This window comes from Nonomuraea zeae, from assembly GCF_005889725.1.
In the GTDB taxonomy this organism is placed as follows: domain Bacteria; phylum Actinomycetota; class Actinomycetes; order Streptosporangiales; family Streptosporangiaceae; genus Nonomuraea; species Nonomuraea zeae.
In genome coordinates this window covers 1-17,454 of the sequence record NZ_VCKX01000051.1, presented here as the reverse complement: position 1 = coordinate 17,454, position 17,454 = coordinate 1, and the positions used below count along the sequence as shown (strand labels likewise).

General features: G+C 72.2%; 16 protein-coding genes. 14 read left to right on the top strand and 2 right to left on the bottom strand.

Annotation, left to right across the window (positions count from 1 at the left end; translation table 11 throughout):
- Positions 1 to 173: 173 nt before the first annotated feature.
- From ETD85_RS18510 to ETD85_RS18495, 4 genes are all read left to right on the top strand, one after another.
- On the top strand, positions 174 to 1,328 hold the full coding sequence (locus ETD85_RS18510; RefSeq protein ID WP_138690973.1) for a sensor histidine kinase: 1,155 nt from the start codon (positions 174 to 176) through the stop codon (positions 1,326 to 1,328).
- The gene (locus ETD85_RS18505) at positions 1,325 to 2,443 is read left to right on the top strand and encodes a hypothetical protein (RefSeq protein WP_138690972.1); all 1,119 of its coding nucleotides are present in this window, start codon (positions 1,325 to 1,327) and stop codon (positions 2,441 to 2,443) included. The genes ETD85_RS18510 and ETD85_RS18505 overlap by 4 nt, the downstream gene beginning before the upstream one ends.
- Positions 2,440 to 3,144, top strand: coding sequence for a response regulator (locus tag ETD85_RS18500; protein ID WP_138690971.1), 705 nt, complete (start codon positions 2,440 to 2,442; stop codon positions 3,142 to 3,144). Before ETD85_RS18505 ends, ETD85_RS18500 begins: the two co-directional genes overlap by 4 nt.
- A gap of 291 nt (positions 3,145 to 3,435) precedes the next feature.
- Complete coding sequence (locus ETD85_RS18495; protein WP_138690970.1) at positions 3,436 to 4,101, top strand: lytic polysaccharide monooxygenase auxiliary activity family 9 protein; 666 nt, start codon at positions 3,436 to 3,438, stop codon at positions 4,099 to 4,101.
- Between the two features lie 57 nt (positions 4,102 to 4,158).
- Here ETD85_RS18495 and ETD85_RS18490 read toward each other — a convergent pair whose 3' ends face one another.
- On the bottom strand, positions 4,159 to 5,154 hold the full coding sequence (locus tag ETD85_RS18490; RefSeq protein WP_138690969.1) for a LacI family DNA-binding transcriptional regulator: 996 nt from the start codon (positions 5,152 to 5,154) through the stop codon (positions 4,159 to 4,161).
- A 200-nt stretch (positions 5,155 to 5,354) separates the two neighbouring features.
- Here ETD85_RS18490 and ETD85_RS18485 point away from each other — a divergent pair, with 200 nt between their 5' ends.
- From ETD85_RS18485 to ETD85_RS18445, 9 genes are all read left to right on the top strand, one after another.
- Positions 5,355 to 7,253 carry a primary-amine oxidase gene (locus tag ETD85_RS18485; RefSeq protein WP_240779221.1) on the top strand — a complete coding sequence of 633 codons (1,899 nt, stop codon included), beginning with the start codon at positions 5,355 to 5,357 and terminating at the stop codon, positions 7,251 to 7,253.
- 14 nt (positions 7,254 to 7,267) lie between these two features.
- The gene (locus ETD85_RS18480) at positions 7,268 to 8,890 is read left to right on the top strand and encodes an ABC transporter substrate-binding protein (protein WP_138690967.1); all 1,623 of its coding nucleotides are present in this window, start codon (positions 7,268 to 7,270) and stop codon (positions 8,888 to 8,890) included.
- Between the two features lie 2 nt (positions 8,891 to 8,892).
- Entirely contained in the window at positions 8,893 to 9,903 is a 1,011-nt protein-coding gene (locus ETD85_RS18475) for an ABC transporter permease (RefSeq protein ID WP_138690966.1), read from the top strand.
- 101 nt (positions 9,904 to 10,004) lie between these two features.
- Entirely contained in the window at positions 10,005 to 10,829 is an 825-nt protein-coding gene (locus ETD85_RS18470; protein ID WP_138690965.1) for an ABC transporter permease, read from the top strand.
- Positions 10,826 to 11,788 carry an ABC transporter ATP-binding protein gene (locus ETD85_RS18465; protein WP_138690964.1) on the top strand — a complete coding sequence of 321 codons (963 nt, stop codon included), beginning with the start codon at positions 10,826 to 10,828 and terminating at the stop codon, positions 11,786 to 11,788. The genes ETD85_RS18470 and ETD85_RS18465 overlap by 4 nt, the downstream gene beginning before the upstream one ends.
- Positions 11,785 to 12,522: an ABC transporter ATP-binding protein gene (locus tag ETD85_RS18460; RefSeq protein WP_138690963.1), complete on the top strand. Its 738-nt coding sequence runs from the start codon at positions 11,785 to 11,787 to the stop codon at positions 12,520 to 12,522. Before ETD85_RS18465 ends, ETD85_RS18460 begins: the two co-directional genes overlap by 4 nt.
- Positions 12,519 to 13,511, top strand: coding sequence for a P1 family peptidase (locus ETD85_RS18455; protein WP_240779220.1), 993 nt, complete (start codon positions 12,519 to 12,521; stop codon positions 13,509 to 13,511). Before ETD85_RS18460 ends, ETD85_RS18455 begins: the two co-directional genes overlap by 4 nt.
- A gap of 4 nt (positions 13,512 to 13,515) precedes the next feature.
- On the top strand, positions 13,516 to 14,121 hold the full coding sequence (locus tag ETD85_RS18450; protein WP_138690962.1) for an FMN-binding negative transcriptional regulator: 606 nt from the start codon (positions 13,516 to 13,518) through the stop codon (positions 14,119 to 14,121).
- Entirely contained in the window at positions 14,118 to 15,182 is a 1,065-nt protein-coding gene (locus ETD85_RS18445) for a C45 family autoproteolytic acyltransferase/hydrolase (protein ID WP_138690961.1), read from the top strand. Before ETD85_RS18450 ends, ETD85_RS18445 begins: the two co-directional genes overlap by 4 nt.
- Before the next feature lie 12 nt (positions 15,183 to 15,194).
- Here ETD85_RS18445 and ETD85_RS18440 read toward each other — a convergent pair whose 3' ends face one another.
- Complete coding sequence (locus ETD85_RS18440; RefSeq protein ID WP_138690960.1) at positions 15,195 to 16,358, bottom strand: acyl-CoA dehydrogenase family protein; 1,164 nt, start codon at positions 16,356 to 16,358, stop codon at positions 15,195 to 15,197.
- A gap of 68 nt (positions 16,359 to 16,426) precedes the next feature.
- On the opposite strand from ETD85_RS18440, the gene ETD85_RS18435 reads away from it, so the two are divergent.
- A partial coding sequence (locus ETD85_RS18435; RefSeq protein ID WP_206058390.1) for an aldehyde dehydrogenase family protein occupies positions 16,427 to 17,454 on the top strand: 1,028 nt, incomplete at its 3' end.

The window sequence follows — 17,454 nt, the reverse complement described above, 5'->3', positions numbered from 1 at the left end:
AGGTTCTGGGAGGCGGTGAAGACCGCAGAAAGCCGGCCCGAGGGACTCAGCCATGCGACCCATGACCCCATCCGCCGCCACGTACGGAGAAATCCATTTCCGTTGCTTTTTACCCAGTGTGCCCTGCGTTATCGTGAGACCCGTCTTGTGCTCTCGGCGCGTGCGGACGGCTCATGTCTCACTCCGGCTCCACGAGGTACGACTCGGCGACCAGCCAGTTCGAGAAGGCCGTCGCGCGTACAGGTGCGGGCGCACGGAGCGCGGTGGGCCTGGTGGCGGTGGTCGCGGCGGTGCTGGGAGCCGTGCCGCCGGTCTCCTTACGGTGGCTGGCGCCGATGCTGGCGGTCCACCTGGTGTGGACGGGGTTGTTCCTGCGGGTGCTGTGGCGCAAGGAACTGCTGCCGGGCTGGCTGGTGGCCGGTGATGTGGCCATCACGGTCGCGCTGTGCCTCGCGCAACGCCACCTCGTCGCCGAGGACGCGCTCGACACGGGGTCGAGCTGGGTCGCGGGGCTGGTCACGATGACCATCGTCGTCGCCGGGGTCACCTGGCGGACCAAGGTCGCCATCCCCGTCGGGCTGGTCGTGGCGGCGGCGTTCGCGGCGGGCGTGCGCCTGGCCTCTCCCGCCCATGACGTGCTCGGCACGCTGGGGATCCACCTCGTCCAGCTCACCGCGATCCTGCTGCTGATGACGCTGCTGCGCCGCTCGTCCGCCGCGACCGACGCCTTCCTGAAGGAGAGCGCGCGGGCCGGGATCGCGCTCATGGTGGAGCGGCTGCGCCGCGAGGACGAGCTGCGGCAGGTCGGCAGCATCCACGAGACGTCGCTGCACACGCTGACCATGGTCGGCCTCGGCACCTACGACGAGCCGTCGCCCACCCTGCGGGCCCAGGTGGCCACCGACCTCTCGGCGCTGGAGAAACTGCGCGACACCCCGCAGGCGGACTCCGCGCCCATCTCCCTGGACACGCTGCTGGACGAGGTGGCGGGGCGGGCGACCGGCCTGGACGTCCGCAAGCGCCTCACGCCGGAGACCGTGCCGGGGAACGTGGCCGAGCACTTCGCCCGCGCCGTCACCGAGGCCCTGGCCAACGTTGCCCTGCACGCCGGCGTCCGCGAGGCCGAGCTGGTCTCCACCAGGCACGACGGCGAGGTACGCGTCGAGGTCGCCGACTCGGGCCGCGGGTTCGACCAGGACCGGCTGCCGTCCGACAGGTTCGGCGTGCGCGGCTCGATCCTCGACACGATGCGCGCCCTGCCGAACGGCGGCGCCGAGATCTACTCCGGCGCCCAGGGCACCCGCGTGCAGCTCTGGTGGCGGCCATGACCGAGGAGATCGAGCAGGTCGCGCAGAGGTACGCGCGTTTCACCGCACTCGGCGCCGCGGTGATCGCCGGCGTGTGGCACGTCGGCTACGACCTCACGGTCACGATCACCGGCTGGAGCTCCTTCCGCTGGCCGTGGGTGGCGCTGGCCGCCTGGATCGTCTACTCCGTGATCTTCGCGGTCGCCGCACTGGCGCTGGCCCGCACCTCGCGCGGGCCGGCCAGGATCATCGAGCTGGCCGTCGCCACGCTGGCCGTGGACGCCGCGGTGATCGTCGCCTGCCGCCCGGCCGAGCTGCTCGGCATCAGCGACTGGGGCTGGGGGTCGGTCGGCTGGATCGGCGTCATGCTGGTCTGGAACCGGCCGCGCTGGCGGACCGAGCTGATCGCGTTCCTGGTCGCGAACGCCGCCATCATGCTGGCGGCCATGGCCGTGACCGGGATGCTCGACCGCGTGTCCATCGCCAAATACCTGGTGGTCATCGTCGGCGGCGTCACCATGCAGCTCGGGTACACGGCGGGCTGCCACATGCTGCTGGCCCGCGCGGAGGACGCCGTGCTGCTGTCGCGCCGGCTCGCCGCCGACGACGCCTGGCGGGAGTCCGCCCAGCGCATTCACGCCGACCGGATCCGCCGCTATGCTGCGATCCGCGACGTGGCGGAGTCGCTGCTCACCCAGCTCGCGGACGGGGCGGATCCGGGGGATCCACGCGTACGCGAGGACTGCACGGCCGGGGCCGCGCGCCTGCGGCGGCTCATCACGGAGCGGGAGGACGTGCCCGACGAGCTGGTGTCGGCGCTGCGCGAGCGGATCGACGCGGCGGAGCGCCGGATGGTGCTGGTGACGGCGCCGCCGTTCGGGGAGCACCTGCCCGCGATGCCGGAGGGAGTTCGTGAGGACCTGTTAGCAGCGCCACTCAAGGCGTTGGACGGCGCCAGATCCAGGGCCAGGGTCACGGTGTCGGCGATGTCAACCATGGTGAGCGTGGCCGTCGTGGCCGACAACGACGACCTGCCCATCAGCGCGACCCCGGTGCAGGAGGCGAGCGGGGTCGTCGTGACCTATCAGCGGCAGGGAGGGGAGGTATGGGTCAACAGCATCTGGCAGGGCCCATGACAGAGCTCATCACGGACCCGGCGGCGCGGGGTCCCGTGACGGTCGCCCTGGTGGAGGACCATCAGGTCGTGGTGGACGGCGTCAGGTCCTGGTTCGGTGCGCCGAGCCCGGTCGAGCTCGTCGCCCAGGGGCCCACCATCGAGTCGGTACGCGGCACGGACGCGGACGTCCTGCTGCTGGATCTCAACCTCAACGGCACCATGGTCGTCGACCGGGTCGCCGAGCTGTGCGCGGGCGGCCAGCGCGTCATCGTCTTCTCGGAGCACGAGGAGCCGGAGACCGTACGCGCCGTGCTCGACGCGGGCGCCTCGGCCTTCATCGGCAAGGGGCGCGCGACGCGCGACTCCTGCCTGGAGACGATCCTGGAGGTGGCGGCCGACCGGCCGAGCGTGACGCCGCCGATGGCCCAGGCGATCGCCACCGACGAGGGCCCGCACCGGCCGCAGCTCTCGGACAAGGAGCGGGCGGCCCTGCTGTACTGGTTCCAGTCCATGTCTAAGGCGTCGGTGGCGGCCCGGATGGGGATCAAGGAACGGACCGTGCGCCAGTACATCGACCGCGCGCGGGTGAAGTACGCGGCGGCCGGACGGCCGGCGCCCACCAAGGAGAAGCTGCTCATCTGCGCCATCCAGGACGGCTTGCTCCAGCCCGACGAGGTGACCGTCTACACCTCCCTGGCAGCCCGTCCGGACGTTCTTTAGAGCCGTTCGAGAGCACGGCCCCGGAGCGTCCTCCTCGCTTCGGGGCGGCACCTTCCCCCGCGCGCACCGGGCCCCCGGCGGCCGGGTCGCGGGGTTGAAACTTTCACCTGCGCCACCCCCTCCAGGGAAAGCCCTTTCCGCTGCTCAACCCACCCATCGACCAGGGCACACGGCCACGGCGCCGGCGTTGACTGCAGCCGTCATTTGTCCGCCATCGGGCCGTCAGATACCGTCCCCCACCGGGAGCGCTCCTAACAACCGGAACCCCGACCGGAACACGGAGACCGCACTATGCCCCATGTCGCACCGACCCGATGGGCGCAGCGCGCCCTGGCCCTGCTGCTGTCCATGGCGATGCTCTTCGCCATCCCGCTGGCGGACACCGCCCTGGCACACGGCTCGACCACCGACCCGGCGTCCCGCAACTACGGCTGCTGGCTGCGATGGGGCAGTGACTTCCAGAATCCCACGATGCAGCAGACGGACCCGATGTGCTGGCAGGCGTGGCAGGACAACACGAACGCCATGTGGAACTGGAACGGGCTCTACCGCGACAACGTCGCCGGTCAGCACGAAGCCGTCATCCCCAACGGCCAGCTCTGCAGCGCGGGCCACACCTCGGACAGCCGCTACCGCTCCATGGACACGCCCGGCGCCTGGAAGACGACGGCCATGTCCAGCACCTTCAACGTCAGGGTCACCGACCAGGCCCTGCACGGGGCGGACTACATCAAGGTCTACATCACCCGCCAGGGGTACAACGCCCTCACCACCCCCCTCGGCTGGAACCATCTCGAACTGGTCCGTGAGACGCCCAAGTACGCGCCCGCCAACACGTACATGATCAACAACCTGAGCAAGGGGTCGCGCACCGGCCACCACGTCATCTACACGATCTGGAAGGCCTCGCACATGGACCAGACGTTCTACTTCTGCAGCGACGTAACCTTCAGCTGACCGGCCGTTCCATCCCCGAGCCGCCGCCGGGCGTCCGCGCGCGTCCGGCGGCGCGCGTCAGCGGGCCCGGGTCGAGGCCCGCAGGGCCAGCTCGATCGGGTGCAGGCGCTCCGTCCCCGCCGGCGCGGCCCCGGAGAGCAGCTCGAACAGCAGCTCGGCGCAGCTCGCCCCGGCCTCGCGCGGGCGCAGGTCGATCGCGGTGATGGGCGGGTCGGCCAGCCGCGTGCCCGCGCTGTCGACGCACGAGGCCAGCAGCACGTCCGCGCCCGCCTCCCGCAGCAGCGGCGCGACCTCGGTGGCCGCCCCCGCAGGCGCGCAGACCAGCGCGTCCATCGGCCCGCCCCGAGAGACGTCTTTCGCGTCGAGCAGGGCGCGGGCGGCGGCGCGCACCTCGTCGCCGGTGGCGTCGAAGGACACCCGCCGCACCAGCGGCGCCACCCCGTGCGAGCCGCACCAGTCCAGGTAGCCCCGGTGGACGCTGGCCGCCCAGTCGCTCTCGTCGCCCGCCACGATGAGCCCCGGCCGGGCCGCGCCCGACTCGCGCAGGTGGTCGAGCAGCCGGGCGAGCATCGGGGCGTGATCGGACCACACCACCCCGTCCGCCTGCCGGGCGCCGGGGAACCGCTCGCAGGAGACCGTCGGCAGGCCCGTGCCCATCAGGCTCTCCACCACCGGGTCGCCCCCGAGCGGGTCGCCGAGCACCAGGCCGTCGACCCGTGGCGGCCGGGTGCGGCGCTGGCCCGAGGTGATCAGCGTGACGTCGTAGTCGTGCCGCGCGGCCTGCTCCACGACGCCGAACACGAACGACATGTAGTAGGAGGACCGCGTCAGGACCTCGGGCACGTGCAGGCCGATCGTCCCGGTGCTGGCCTTGCGCAGGTGCCTGGCAGAGCCGTTGGGCACGTAGCCGAGCCGCTCCGCCACCCGCGCGACCGTTTCCCGCGTCGACTCCGACACGCGCCCGGACCCGCGCAACGCGTCGGAGGCCGTCGTCTTGGAGACCCCGGCCTCCCGGGCCACGGTGAGGATCGTGACCGGCTCTTCTGCTTGCACGCCCTGATGTTAGCGGCCCGTCCGCACGCTCCGGCCCGCCGCCGGCCCCTCGAATAGCGCTCGTCAGGGCGGCTCGGGAGGCCGAGGCGTCCGGTAAACGATGTGTTTCGCCTTGGCCCCAGGTCTTGTCTACTTCCGCCCCCGCAATTATGTTGGCCCGACATTGCCGGAACGTTCCGGCAACAGAAAGGGGCGGAACGTTGCACCTGACCACCGGTAAGCACCCCCATCCTCTCGACCCGCTCGCCGCGCAGGAGATCGACGAGGTCAGGCGGGTTCTGGCGAAGGAGGGCCTGCTGAGTGAGACGGTGCGGGTCGCCTATCTCGGCCTGGAGGAGCCCCGGAAGGACGCCGTCCTGGCGTACGACCCGGACAACCCGCCCGCCCGCCGCGCCCGCGCCTTCCTCCTCGACCTCGCCACCGAGCGGTCCGAGGACGTGATCGTGTCGATCAGCGCGGGCCGGGTGGAGGAGCGCCGGCCGATCGACCCGGTCACCGACGGCCAGGTCCCCATGCTGGACGAGGAGCACGCCCTGGTCAGGCGCGTGCTGCGGGAGGACGCGGGCTGGGCCGGGGCGCTCGCCCGCAGGGGCATCGACGACCCCGCCACGGTCTACCTCGCCGCCCTGAGCGCCGGCCACTTCGGCCTGCCGAAGGAGGAGGGCCGCCGGGTGGCCAGGGTGCTGGCCCACCTGATGCCCACCCCCGAGAGCCTTCCGTGGGCCCACCCGGTGGACGGCCTGGTCGCGTACGTGGACCTGGTCAAGGGCGAGATCCTGGAGATCGTCGACACGGGGCCCCAGCCCGTCCCCGCCGAGCCCGGCGACTACCACCAGGGCCCGCACCGGACCTCGCAGAAGCCCATCCGCATCACCCAGCCGGAAGGCCCCAGCTTCACGGTCGACGGCCCGCTGGTCACCTGGGAGAAGTGGAGCCTCCGCCTCGGGTACGACATGCGCGAGGGCCTCACCCTGCACCAGATCGGCTTCGAGGACGGCGGCCGGACCCGGCCCATCGTCTACCGGGCCTCGGTGGCCGAGATGATGGTCCCGTACGGGGACCCGAGCCCGATCCGCTTCTGGCAGAACTACTTCGACACCGGCGAGTACCAGCTCGGCAAGCTGGCCAACTCCCTGGAGCTCGGCTGCGACTGCCTCGGCGAGATCACCTACTTCGACGCCGTCGTCACGGACGGCGCCGGGGTGCCCAAGGTGATCACGAACGCGATCTGCATGCACGAAGAGGACTACGGCGTGCTGTGGAAGCACACCGACCCGGCCAACGGCTCCAGGGAGACCCGCAGGCAGCGGCGGCTGGTGATCTCGTTCTTCGTCACGGTCGGCAACTACGACTACGGCTTCTACTGGTACCTCTACCTCGACGGCACGATCGAGCTGGAGGTGAAGGCCACCGGCATCGTCTTCACCGGCGCCTACGACGACCGCGCCGCGCCCTACGCATCCGAGGTCGCGCCGGGGCTGGCGGCGCCGTACCACCAGCACCTGTTCAGCGCCCGGCTGGACATGACGGTGGACGGCGTCGCGAACGCGGTGGACGAGGTGGAAGCGGTCCAGGCCGGCAGCCCGTACGGCAACGCCTTCGGCCGCGCCGTCACCCGGCTGCGCACGGAGCTGCAGGCCAAGCGCGACGCCGACCTGAAGGCGGAGCGCACCTGGCACGTCGTCAACCCCTCGGTGCGCAACCGCCTCGGCCACCCGGTCGGCTACGCGCTGTTCCCCGAGGGCAAGCCCACCCTGATGGCCGGCGAGGGATCCTCGATCCACCGCAGGGCCGAGTTCGCGACCAGGCACCTGTGGGTCACCCGATACCACCCCGCAGAGCGCTATCCCGCCGGGGACCTGGTCAACCAGCATCCCGGCGGCGCGGGCCTGCCCAGCTACACCAAGGCGGACCGCGACATCGACGGGCAGGACATCGTGCTGTGGCACACGTTCGGCCTGACGCATTTCCCGCGCACCGAGGACTGGCCCATCATGCCGGTCGACACCTGCGGGTTCACTCTCAAGCCGGTCGGCTTCTTCGACCGGAACCCCACGCTCGACGTCCCGCCGAGCGCCGCCGAACGTTCCTGCCACTAGAGGAGAAGAGGCCCATGCGTCCCATACGCCTGGCCTGCGGTGTCACGGCCGCGCTGCTGGTCTCGGCCTGCGCCGCCACCGGAACGACCACCACCCCGCCGGCCTCCACCCAGGAGAGCGCCGCCCCCGGCTACCTCGCGGTCGCCGACCAGGCCCTGCCCGCCGGAGGCACGCTCAACCTCCAGGTCCACATCGACAGCGGCGCGGCCACCGGGTACGACCCGCAGCTCGCCGACGTCGCCACCACCTGGCAGCTGCTCTCGCTGTCCTACGAGACGCTGGTCACGATCGGCCCCGACTTCGGCGTCCAGCCGCTGCTGGCCGAGAAGTGGGACACCCCCGATCCCAAGACGTACGTCTTCCACCTGCGCAAGGGCGTCACCTTCTCCAACGGCAGGGAGATGACGGCCGACGACGTGGTCGGGAGCCTCAAGCGGCTGCTGGCCTCCAAGTCGGTGTGGCGCGGCCAGCTCGGCCCGGTCGAGTCGGTCGCCAAGGACGGCGACGACAAGGTCAAGGTCACGCTGAAGGAGGCGTACACGCCGTTCCTGGCCGCGCTGGCCAACGTGCCCGCCGCCGTCCTGCCGATGAAGGAGATCGACGACAAGTCGGTCGATCCGGCCACCACGCTGCTCGGCACCGGCCCGTACGTGGTCGAGAACCACCGCCAGGACGTGTCGTGGACGTTCAAGCGCAACGACAAGTACTGGTCGAAGGACAAGCCGGCGGCCGACGCGCTCAACATCACGATCGCCCCGGAGGAGGCCGCGCGCATCGCCGCCCTGCAGAACGGCAGCGCCGCCCTGGCCACGCTGGGCAACGTCGACTCGGCCTCGATGCTGGCCGGCGCCAGGAACGTCCAGGTCGTCACCCAGGCCACCACGGACTTCTACTACCTGATGCTCAACACCGTGGCGCCGGGCTCCAAGTTCGCCGACCCCAAGGTGCGCCAGGCGATCAACATCGCGCTCGACCCCCAGCAGATCGCCGACGTGGCGCTCGGCGGCAAGGGCAAGCCGACCGCGATCACCCCGGCGGGCCTGCCGGGCTCCTGCGACCCCGCCGCGCTCCCGTCGGCGAAGCAGGGTCCGGAGGAGGCCAGGAAGCTGCTGGCCGAGGCGGGGGCGCAGAACCTGACGTTCACGCTCAGCATCTTCGCCACCGAGCCGGCCCCGGCCGTCGCCCAGGTGATCCAGCAGAACCTCCAGCAGGCCGGCATCACCGTCAAGATCGAGCAGATGGACGAGGCGAGCTGGTCGGGCAAGGTGTACGGCAAGGCGCCCGCCGAGTTCGACGCCGCCCTGTCCTGGTTCGCCGGCTACGCCGACCCCGGAATGGTCACCAAGTGGTGGAACCCGGAGACGGCCGGCTTCAACGTCGGCTTCATGAAGCCCGACAAAGATCTCAACGCGCTCATCGACACGGCGGGCAAGGAGCCCGCGGGCGCCGCGCGGGAGCAGGCCCTGGCCGCCGTCTGCGCCAAGGCCGACGCCGACGCGCAGATGATCCCGCTGGTCACCCGGCCGGCCACGGTGGCCTTCAGAGGCGACGCGCTGAGCCCCAGCCTGTACGCCACCGAGGGGTACGGCAACGTGCTGCGCCTGGTCGCCGACGCCCGCGTGAAGAAGACCCAGTAGCCATGCGGTTGCTGATGTGGTGGTCAGGCCGGGCGCTCAGCTCGGCCGCCACGCTCCTGGGCGTCTCCGTGCTGATCTTCGCGGCCGTGCGCCTGATGCCCGGCGGCTTCGCGGAGACCGTGCTCGGCCCCTTCGCCACCGCGGAGCAGAAGGCCGAGCTGGCCGCCCGCTACGGGCTGGACCAGCCGGTGCTCCTGCAGTACGGGCACTGGCTGGCCGCCGTCACGGGCGGCGACTTCGGCACCTCGATGATCAGCCGGCAGCCGGTCGGCACGGAGCTGCTGGCCCGCCTGCCGGTGACCGCCGAGCTGACCGTGCTGGCGGTGGCCGCCAGCGTGCTCGCCGGGGTGCCGCTGGGCGTGCTGACCGCCGTGCGCATCCGTCCCGCGGGGACGAAAGGCGCCGGTGGGAGCGCCGGTGGGAGCGGCGGTGGGAGCGGCGTGGCGGGCCGGCTGCTCAGCGGGCTCGGCGTGAGCGTGCCGGAGTTCGTGCTGGGCAGCCTGGTGGTGTTCGTGTTCTCCCGGTACGCGCTCGGCCTGGAGGTCGGCGCCTGGGTGCCGTTCGGCCAGGACCCGGCCGCGAACCTGGCCACCATGATCCTCCCGGCGGCCGTGCTGGCGGTGTTCTCCATCTCGGTGACGGCCAGGACCACCCGCGACGCGGTCATGGGCGTGCTGGTCGAGCCGTACGTCACGGCGGCCGTCGGGCGCGGCGAGTCGCCGTGGTCCATCGTCCGGCACCACATCCTGCGCAACGCCGCCACCCCGGTGGTGACGCTGCTCGGCACGATCATCGCGTACCTGCTGGGCGGGGCGCTGATCGTGGAGCACGTGTTCAACCTGCCGGGCGTCGGCTCGTACGTCGTGCAGGCCGTCGGCCGCCGCGACTACGCGGTGGTGCAGGCGGGGGTGCTGCTGGCGGCCGGGGTGTTCATCGTGATGAACGTGCTGATCGACCTGCTGGTCGGGGTGCTCGACCCCCGGCTCGGCGTGCTGGCTGGGAGGCGCTCATGAGGACGGCGACCATCAGGGCCGGGAGGCGCTCATGAGGACGGCGACCATCAGGGCCGGGAGGCGCTCATGAGGACGGCATCCGTCAGGGCCGGGAGGCGTGTATGAAGAGGCTCGGCCTGGACCGGCTTTCCGTCGCCGGGCTGGCGTGCCTGCTGGTGCTCGTGGTGTTCGCGCTGGGCAGCCTGGTCGGCGCCGGGGGAGACCCGGACGCGATCGTCGGCCCGCGCCTGCAACCGCCGGGCCCCGGCTGGTGGCTGGGCACCGACAACCTGGGCCGCTCGGTGCTGCCCCGGGTCATGGAGGGCGTCGGCACGACGCTGCTGCTGTCGTCGATCGCCGTGCTGCTGACGGCGGCGTTGAGCGCGACATTCGGCATCATCGCCGGATACCGTGGCGGTTACCTGAACGAGCTGGTGATGCGCCTGGTGGAAGTGCTCTACTCCTTCCCCGCCATCGTGCTCGCGATCCTGGTGGCCGCCGTGCTCGGCCCCGGGCAGCTCGCCGCGCTGGCCAGCATCGTGCTGGTGACGATCCCGCTGATGACCCGCCTGGTGCGGGCCGCCGCCGTGGCCGTGTCCCAGCGCGACTACGTCACGTCGGCGGTCATCAGCGGCGCCCGGCTGTCACGCGTGCTCGCCCGGCACGTGCTGCCGAACGTGGCGGGCACGATCGCGGTGCAGGGCACGTACGCGCTGTCCGTCGGCATCGCGGTTGAGGGCGGGCTGAGCTTCCTCGGCTTCGGCGTGCAGCCGCCGCAGGCCTCGCTCGGCGTGCTCATCCAGCAGGGCGGCACCTACATGATCGCCGCGCCCTGGCTGATCCTCGGCCCTGGGGTCGTGCTGGTGCTGGCGATCCTGGCGATCAACGTGGTGGGCGACGGGCTGCGCGACCGCCTCGAACCCCGGGAGACGAGGTCACTCACATGAGCCTGCTCACCGTGCGCAACCTGGTGATCGACTACCCCCAGACGCGGGCGCTCGACGGGGCCGACCTGGAGCTTCGGCAGGGCGAGACGCTCGGCCTGGTCGGCGAGAGCGGCTCGGGCAAGTCCACGCTCGGCTCCGCCGTCGGGCGGCTGCTGCCGGGCGCGGCCGTGCGCGCCGGCGGGGAGGTGACGGTCGCCGGGGAGCCGGTGTTCGACCTGCCACCCGGCAAGCTGCGCCACCTGCGCAAGAAGCATCTCGGGTTCGTCTTCCAGGACCCGATCGCCTCGCTCGACCCGACGATGCGCGTCGGGGCCCAGCTCAGGCTGGTGCTCGGGCGCGGTGCCGACGTGGGCTTCCACCTCGGGCGGGTCAAGCTCGACGATGCCCGCGTGGTGCGCGCGTACCCGCACCAGCTCTCCGGCGGCATGGCGCAGCGGGTGGCGATCGCGATGGCCATGGCCACCGCGCCCGAGCTGCTCGTCGCCGACGAGCCGACCGCCGCCCTGGACAGCCAGGTGCGCGAGGAGGTGCTGAACGTGGTCTTCTCGCTCGCCGCCGACGCCGGGACGAGCATCCTGTGGCTCAGCCACGACCTGCCCGCCGTCGCGCGCCGCTGCGACCGGGTCGCGGTCATGTACGGCGGGCGCGTCGTCGAGAGCGGCCCCGCGCGCCAGGTGCTCGGCGACCCGGCCCACCCCTACACGGCGGCGCTGGCCAGGTCGGCGCCCGCCGCCGCGGCCCGTGGCGCCCGGCTGGAGCCGGTGCCCGGCCGGCCGCCCGTGCTCACCGGAGCGTCGCCGGGCTGCGCCTTCGCGCCGCGCTGCCCGTTCGCGGTCGAGCGCTGCGAGCACGAGCGCCCGGCCCCGGTCCGGATCCGCGAGCAGGACGTCCTCTGCCACCGCGCGGGGGAGCTGGCCGAGCACATGACGGCGGGCCGCCGTCCGGAGGTGAGCGCATGATCCTCGAACTGGACGACGTCACCGTCACCTTCGCGGCGGGACCGCCGCTGCGGCGCATCCACCTGAACGCCATGCGGAACGTGTCCCTGTCCGTCGCCGAGGGGGAGACCCTGGGCCTGGTCGGCGAGTCGGGCTCCGGCAAGACGACCACGAGCCGGGTCGCGCTCGGCCTGCAGCGGCCCACGGCCGGCACCGTCAGGTTCGGCGGCCGGCCCTTCCCCAAGCGGCGGCGCGAGCTGGCGGGCCGCATGCAGGCCGTGCTCCAGCACCCGCACTGGTCGCTCAACCCCAGGATGCGCGTCGGCCAGAGCGTGGCGGAGCCGCTGGCGGTGCTGGGCCGCCCGGCCGGCGACGCCGTCACCGAGATGCTGGAGCACGTCGGGCTCGAAGCCGCCCTGGCCGGGCGCTACCCGCACGAGCTGTCGGGCGGGCAGCGGCAGCGGGTGTCCATCGCCCGCGCGCTGGTCACCAGGCCCAGGTTCATCGTGTTCGACGAGGCGGTCAGCGCGCTCGACGTGTCCGTACAGGTGCAGATCCTCAATCTGATCAAGGACCTGCAGGCCGAGTACGGCTTCAGCGCCCTGTTCATCTCCCACGACCTGGGCGCGGTCCGCTACGTCGCCGACCGGATCGCGGTCATGCGCGCCGGCGAGATCGTCGAGACCGCCGACACGGCCACTTTCTACTCCGACCCCGCCCACGAATATTCCAAGCAGCTCCTGGAGGCCCTGTGAACGACCCCGTGAACCACGAGCACCGGCTCGCGCGGCCGTCCGCGTTCGCGCCCGGCGTCCCGCGTAACGCGGACCTGCCGCTGACCCCGCAGCCCAGCCCCGGGCGCGGCTCGGTCGCGTTCGACCTGCCCGGCGTGTTCGTCGGCACGGCCGAGTACGGCGAGGGCCCGACCGGCTGCACCGTGATCCACCTCCCGGCGGGCGCCCGCACGGCGGTGGACGCGCGCGGCGGCGCGGTCGGCATGAGCGGCGGCTACGACTTCAACCACGCGATCTGCCTGGCCGGCGGCTCGGTGTACGGGCTGGCCGCCGCGGCGGGCGTGAGCGACGAGCTGCTGGCCCGCCGCGACAACCGCACCAAGTGGGACGAGCTGCAGCTGGTGTCCGGGGCGGTGATCTACGACTTCTCCACCCGCGACACCGCCGTCTACCCGGACGCCGAGCTGGGCCGGGCCGCCCTGCGCAACGCCGTCGAGGGCGAGTTCCCCGTGGGCCGGTGCGGCGCCGGGCGCACGGCGAGCGCGGGCAAGGTCGATTTCGGCCGCGCCGAGTTCGCCGGGCAGGGGGCCGCGTTCGGCACGTTCGGCGAGGCCAAGGTGCTGGTGGCGACCGTGGTCAACTCGGTGGGCGCGGTGGTGGACCGGCAGGGCCGGGTCGTGCGCGGCAACTACCACGAGGACCTTGGCGCGCGCCGCCACCCCAGCGCCGACTACGCGGAGCTGATCGAGGCCCCGGCCGTCATGGGCAACACCACGCTGACCGTGATGGTCACCAACGTGAAGCTGACCGACGTGGAGCTGCTCCAGATCGGCCGGCAGGTGCACAGCTCTATGCACCGGGGCATCCAGCCGTTCCACACGCTGACGGACGGCGACACGATGTTCGCCATGACGACCGACGAGGTCGAGCTGTCTGGCGTCAAGCCGACGGGCCTCGGCACGCTGGCCTCCGAGGTCGCGTGGGACGCCGTCCTGAGCGCGGCGGAGTAGGGGCGTGCACACCTTTCCCCGCTACGCCGCCCCCGGTCCCGAGCACGTGGCCGACCTGGTCACGCGCAACCCGTTCGCGCTGGTCGTCACCTCGGCGGACGGCGTGCCGGCGGCCACGCACGTCCCCGTCGTCGTCGAACGCCTTGAAGAGGGCCGCTTCGAGGGCGGCACGCTGCTCGGCCACATGGCCCGCGCCAACCCGCACTGGCGCTCCTGGGAGCAGGGAACGCAGGCGCTCGTGGTGTTCTCCGGGCCGCACGGCTACGTCTCGCCCACCGTGTACGCCACCGACCCGGCCGTCCCCACCTGGGACTACGCGGCCGTGCACCTGACCGGCCGGGTGGAGCTGCTCGACGACGCGCTGGAGGTGGTGGAGCGCACGGTCGCGGCCGCCGAGTCGCTGCGCGCGCCGGCCTGGGAGCCGACCCCCGCCTCCAGGGAGAGGTTCCGTGCCCTGCTGCCTGGGGTAGTGGCTTTCCGCGTACACGTGCGTACCGAGCAGAGCATGTTCAAGCTGAGCCAGGACATCGACGCCGAGCGGTACGCCCGGGTGCGCGACTCCTTCGCCGCTGAGAATTCGCGGCTCGCCGATTTGATGGACAGGTCATGACATTTCCTACTTTTAAGTCCAGCCAGACCCAGCCCCGCGCCCGAGGCAAGGAATTCGGCACCCAGCTGCGCAAGCAGATCGCCGGCAACCTCGCCGGCTACACCGATCTGTTCACCGTCGCCGGCGGGGACCCCGCGCAGGTGCGCGTGTGGGGTGAGCGGGCGCTGGAGCGCAGTGCCGCGTGGGCGCCGGCGCTGGCGGAGGAGATCGCCGGCATCGCGGCGGGCGCCGGGCTGGAGCCCTGGCAGGTCGCCGTGGTCAACGCCCGCACCGAGATCCTGGCCGCCATCGACGCCGTGGGTCACGGCGAGTGCTCGACCTCCGTGGTGCTCCCGGAGGCGGGCCCGCCGCGTACGGTGCAGACCTGGGACTGGCACGACCACCTGCGCGACGCGCCCCTTCTGTGGGAGTACGAGCATGACTCGGGCCGCGTGGTGCGCACGTTCACGGAGGCCGGGGCGCTGGCCAAGATCGGGATCAGCACGGCCGGGCTCGGCGTGCACTTCAACATCCTGCGCCACGAGTCCGACACCGCCGAGCTGGGCGTGCCCGTGCACCTGATCGCCCGCCGCATCCTGGACGAGGCGGCCACGGTCGAGGAGGCCGCGGACATCGCCCGCTCGGCCACGGTCTCGGCCTCGACCGTCATCACGGTCGTGACGGAGTCGCGGGCGGCCTCCATCGAGATCTCCCCGGCCGGCGTGGCGGTCATCCCGCCCGGCCCCGACGGCGTCCTGCTGCACTGCAACCACTTCCTCGACGCCGGCCTGGCGGCGGGGGAGCGGCACGCCACCGAGCGGCCCGGCACCTACGACCGCATGCGGCACCTGGAGAGCCACGTCGCGGAACTGAGCGGCCCGGACCAGAACGCGCGGGCGCTGGCCATGCTCAGCCACGCCCCGGACGACGCGCCCGTGTGCGCGCACCCCGACCTCACCCAGCCGCTCAACCAGCGGTGGGAGACGCTGGCCACGATCGGCCTGGACCTGCCCGCCGGGCGGATGCGGGTGCACCAGGGCGGGCCCTGCCAGGTCACCGAGGCGACCTGGCAGGTGTTCTGAGCGTCACCCGGCCTACTTGAAGGCGGCGACCCCGGTCAGCGCCTTGCCCACGACCAGCGAGTGGATCTCCGAGGTGCCCTCGTAGGTCAGCACCGACTCCAGGTTCACCGAATGCCTGATCACCGGGTATTCGAGGGTGATGCCGCTCGCTCCGAGCAGCGTGCGGCACTTCCTGGCGATCTCCAGGGCCTCGCGGACGTTGTTCAGCTTGCCGACGCTCACCTGCTCGGGGGTGAGGGTGCCCGCCTCCTTCAGGCGGCCCAGGTGCACCGCGAGCAGCAGGCCCTTGCCCAGTTCGAGCGCCATGTCGGCGAGCTTCTCCTGGGTGAGCTGGAAGGAGGACAGCGGCTTGGCGAAGACCTCGCGCTCGCCCGCGTACGCGATGGCCGTCTGCAGGCAGTCCAGCGCCGCCCCCATCGCCCCGAACACGATCCCGAACCGGGCCTCGTTGAGGCAGCCCAGCGGACCGCGCAGGCCCCTGGCCTCCGGGAGCATCGCCTCGGCGGGCAGGCGGACGCCGTCGAGCACCAGCTCGCTCGTCACGCTCGCGCGCAGCGAGATCTTGTGCTTGATGTCACTGGCGGTGAAGCCCGGCGTGCCGGCCGGGACCAGGAAGCCCCTGATCCCGTCGTCCGTGCGGGCCCAGACGACCGCTACGTCCGACACCGAGCCGTTGGTGATCCACATCTTGGTGCCGTTCAGCACCCAGTCGGTGCCCTCGCGCTTGGCGGTGGTGCGCATGCCCGCCGGGTCGGAGCCGAAGTCCGGCTCGGTCAGGCCGAAGCAGCCGATGCGCTCGCCGGCCGCCATCGCGGGCAGCCACTCCTGCTTCTGCTCCTCGCTGCCGTATTTCCAGATCGCGTACATGGCCAGCGACCCCTGCACCGACACGAGGCTGCGCAGCCCGGAGTCGGCGCCCTCCAGTTCCAGGCAGGCCAGCCCGTACGACACCGCCCCCATGCCGGCGCAGCCGTACCCCTCCAGGTGCATGCCGAGCACGCCGACGGAGCCGAGCGTGCGGGCCAGCTCGCGGGCGGGCAGTTCCCCGGCCTCGAACCAGTCCGCGACGTGCGGCCGGATCTCCCGGTCGCACACGCGCCTGACCGTGGTCCTGATCTCGCGCTCCTCCTCGGTCAGCAGCGTGTCCAGGGCGAACAGCGCGGTCGGCTCGATCATTTCCGGAGTCCTCCTATTTTGGATCCAATATTGAAAATCCAATATGACACAGTTAGGGTGCGTTGACCATGGACGTTCTGAATCTCATCGGCGGTCGCTGGATCGAGGGGGACGGCGCGGAGTTCGCCGACACCAACCCGGCCCGGCCGGCCGAAGTGGTGGCGCGTGGCCGGTTCGCCTCCGCAGCGGAGGTGGGCCGGGCCGTCGCGGCGGCCCGGCAGGCCGCGCCCGGCTGGGCGGCGACCCCGCACCACGCCCGCGCGGCCGTGCTCAACGCCGCCGCCGACCTCGTGGACGCCGCCGCCGGGGAATGGGGCGCGGAGCTGGCCCGCGAGGAGGGCAAGACGCTGCCCGAGGCCATCGCCGAGGTGCGCGGCTCGGCCCGCATCCTGCGTTACTACGCCGGCGAGGCCGACAGGGAGAGCGGCGAGATCTACGCCTCCCCGCGCCCCGGCGAGAACGTCCTGGTCGTGCGCAAGCCGGTCGGCGTGGTCGGGATGATCACGCCGTTCAACTTCCCGATCGTCATCCCCGCGTGGAAGATCGGTCCCGCACTCACCTACGGCAACACCGTCGTGTGGAAGCCGTCCTCGCTGGTGCCGGTCCTGGCCTTCCGCCTGGCGCAGGCGCTGGCGTCGGCGGGCCTGCCCGACGGGGTGCTCAACCTCGTGTACGGCGAGGCCGACGCGGGCTCGGCCATCGTCGGCGATCCCGGCGTGGACGCGGTGTCCTTCACCGGCTCCACGGCGGTCGGCCGGGCCGTCATCGCCCGGTGCGGTGAGCTGGGCAAGCCGGTGCAGACCGAGATGGGCGGCAAGAACGCCGCCATCGTGCTGGCCGACGCCGACCTCGACCACGCGGCGGAGCAGGTCAGCCTCGGGGCGTTCCGCTCGGCCGGGCAGAAGTGCACCGCGACCTCGCGGCTCATCGTGGCCGAGCAGGTCGCCGACGAGCTTTTGGAACGGGTCGCCGAGCGGGCCGCCCGCCTCGTCGTCGGCGACCCCCTGGACGCGGCCGTCGAGATGGGCCCGCTGGTCAGCTCGGCCGCCCGCGACCGGGTGTCGGCCGGGGTGGCGCGGGCCGTGGAGGAGGGGGC

Coding starts and splice junctions, on each gene's coding strand:
- ETD85_RS18510 (WP_138690973.1), top strand. CDS start 174: ATGTCTCACTCCGGCTCCACGAGGTACGACTCGGCGACCAGCCAGTTC.
- ETD85_RS18505 (WP_138690972.1), top strand. CDS start 1,325: ATGACCGAGGAGATCGAGCAGGTCGCGCAGAGGTACGCGCGTTTCACC.
- ETD85_RS18500 (WP_138690971.1), top strand. CDS start 2,440: ATGACAGAGCTCATCACGGACCCGGCGGCGCGGGGTCCCGTGACGGTC.
- ETD85_RS18495 (WP_138690970.1), top strand. CDS start 3,436: ATGCCCCATGTCGCACCGACCCGATGGGCGCAGCGCGCCCTGGCCCTG.
- ETD85_RS18480 (WP_138690967.1), top strand. CDS start 7,268: ATGCGTCCCATACGCCTGGCCTGCGGTGTCACGGCCGCGCTGCTGGTC.
- ETD85_RS18475 (WP_138690966.1), top strand. CDS start 8,893: ATGCGGTTGCTGATGTGGTGGTCAGGCCGGGCGCTCAGCTCGGCCGCC.
- ETD85_RS18470 (WP_138690965.1), top strand. CDS start 10,005: ATGAAGAGGCTCGGCCTGGACCGGCTTTCCGTCGCCGGGCTGGCGTGC.
- ETD85_RS18465 (WP_138690964.1), top strand. CDS start 10,826: ATGAGCCTGCTCACCGTGCGCAACCTGGTGATCGACTACCCCCAGACG.
- ETD85_RS18460 (WP_138690963.1), top strand. CDS start 11,785: ATGATCCTCGAACTGGACGACGTCACCGTCACCTTCGCGGCGGGACCG.
- ETD85_RS18445 (WP_138690961.1), top strand. CDS start 14,118: ATGACATTTCCTACTTTTAAGTCCAGCCAGACCCAGCCCCGCGCCCGA.
- ETD85_RS18440 (WP_138690960.1), bottom strand. CDS start 16,358: ATGATCGAGCCGACCGCGCTGTTCGCCCTGGACACGCTGCTGACCGAG.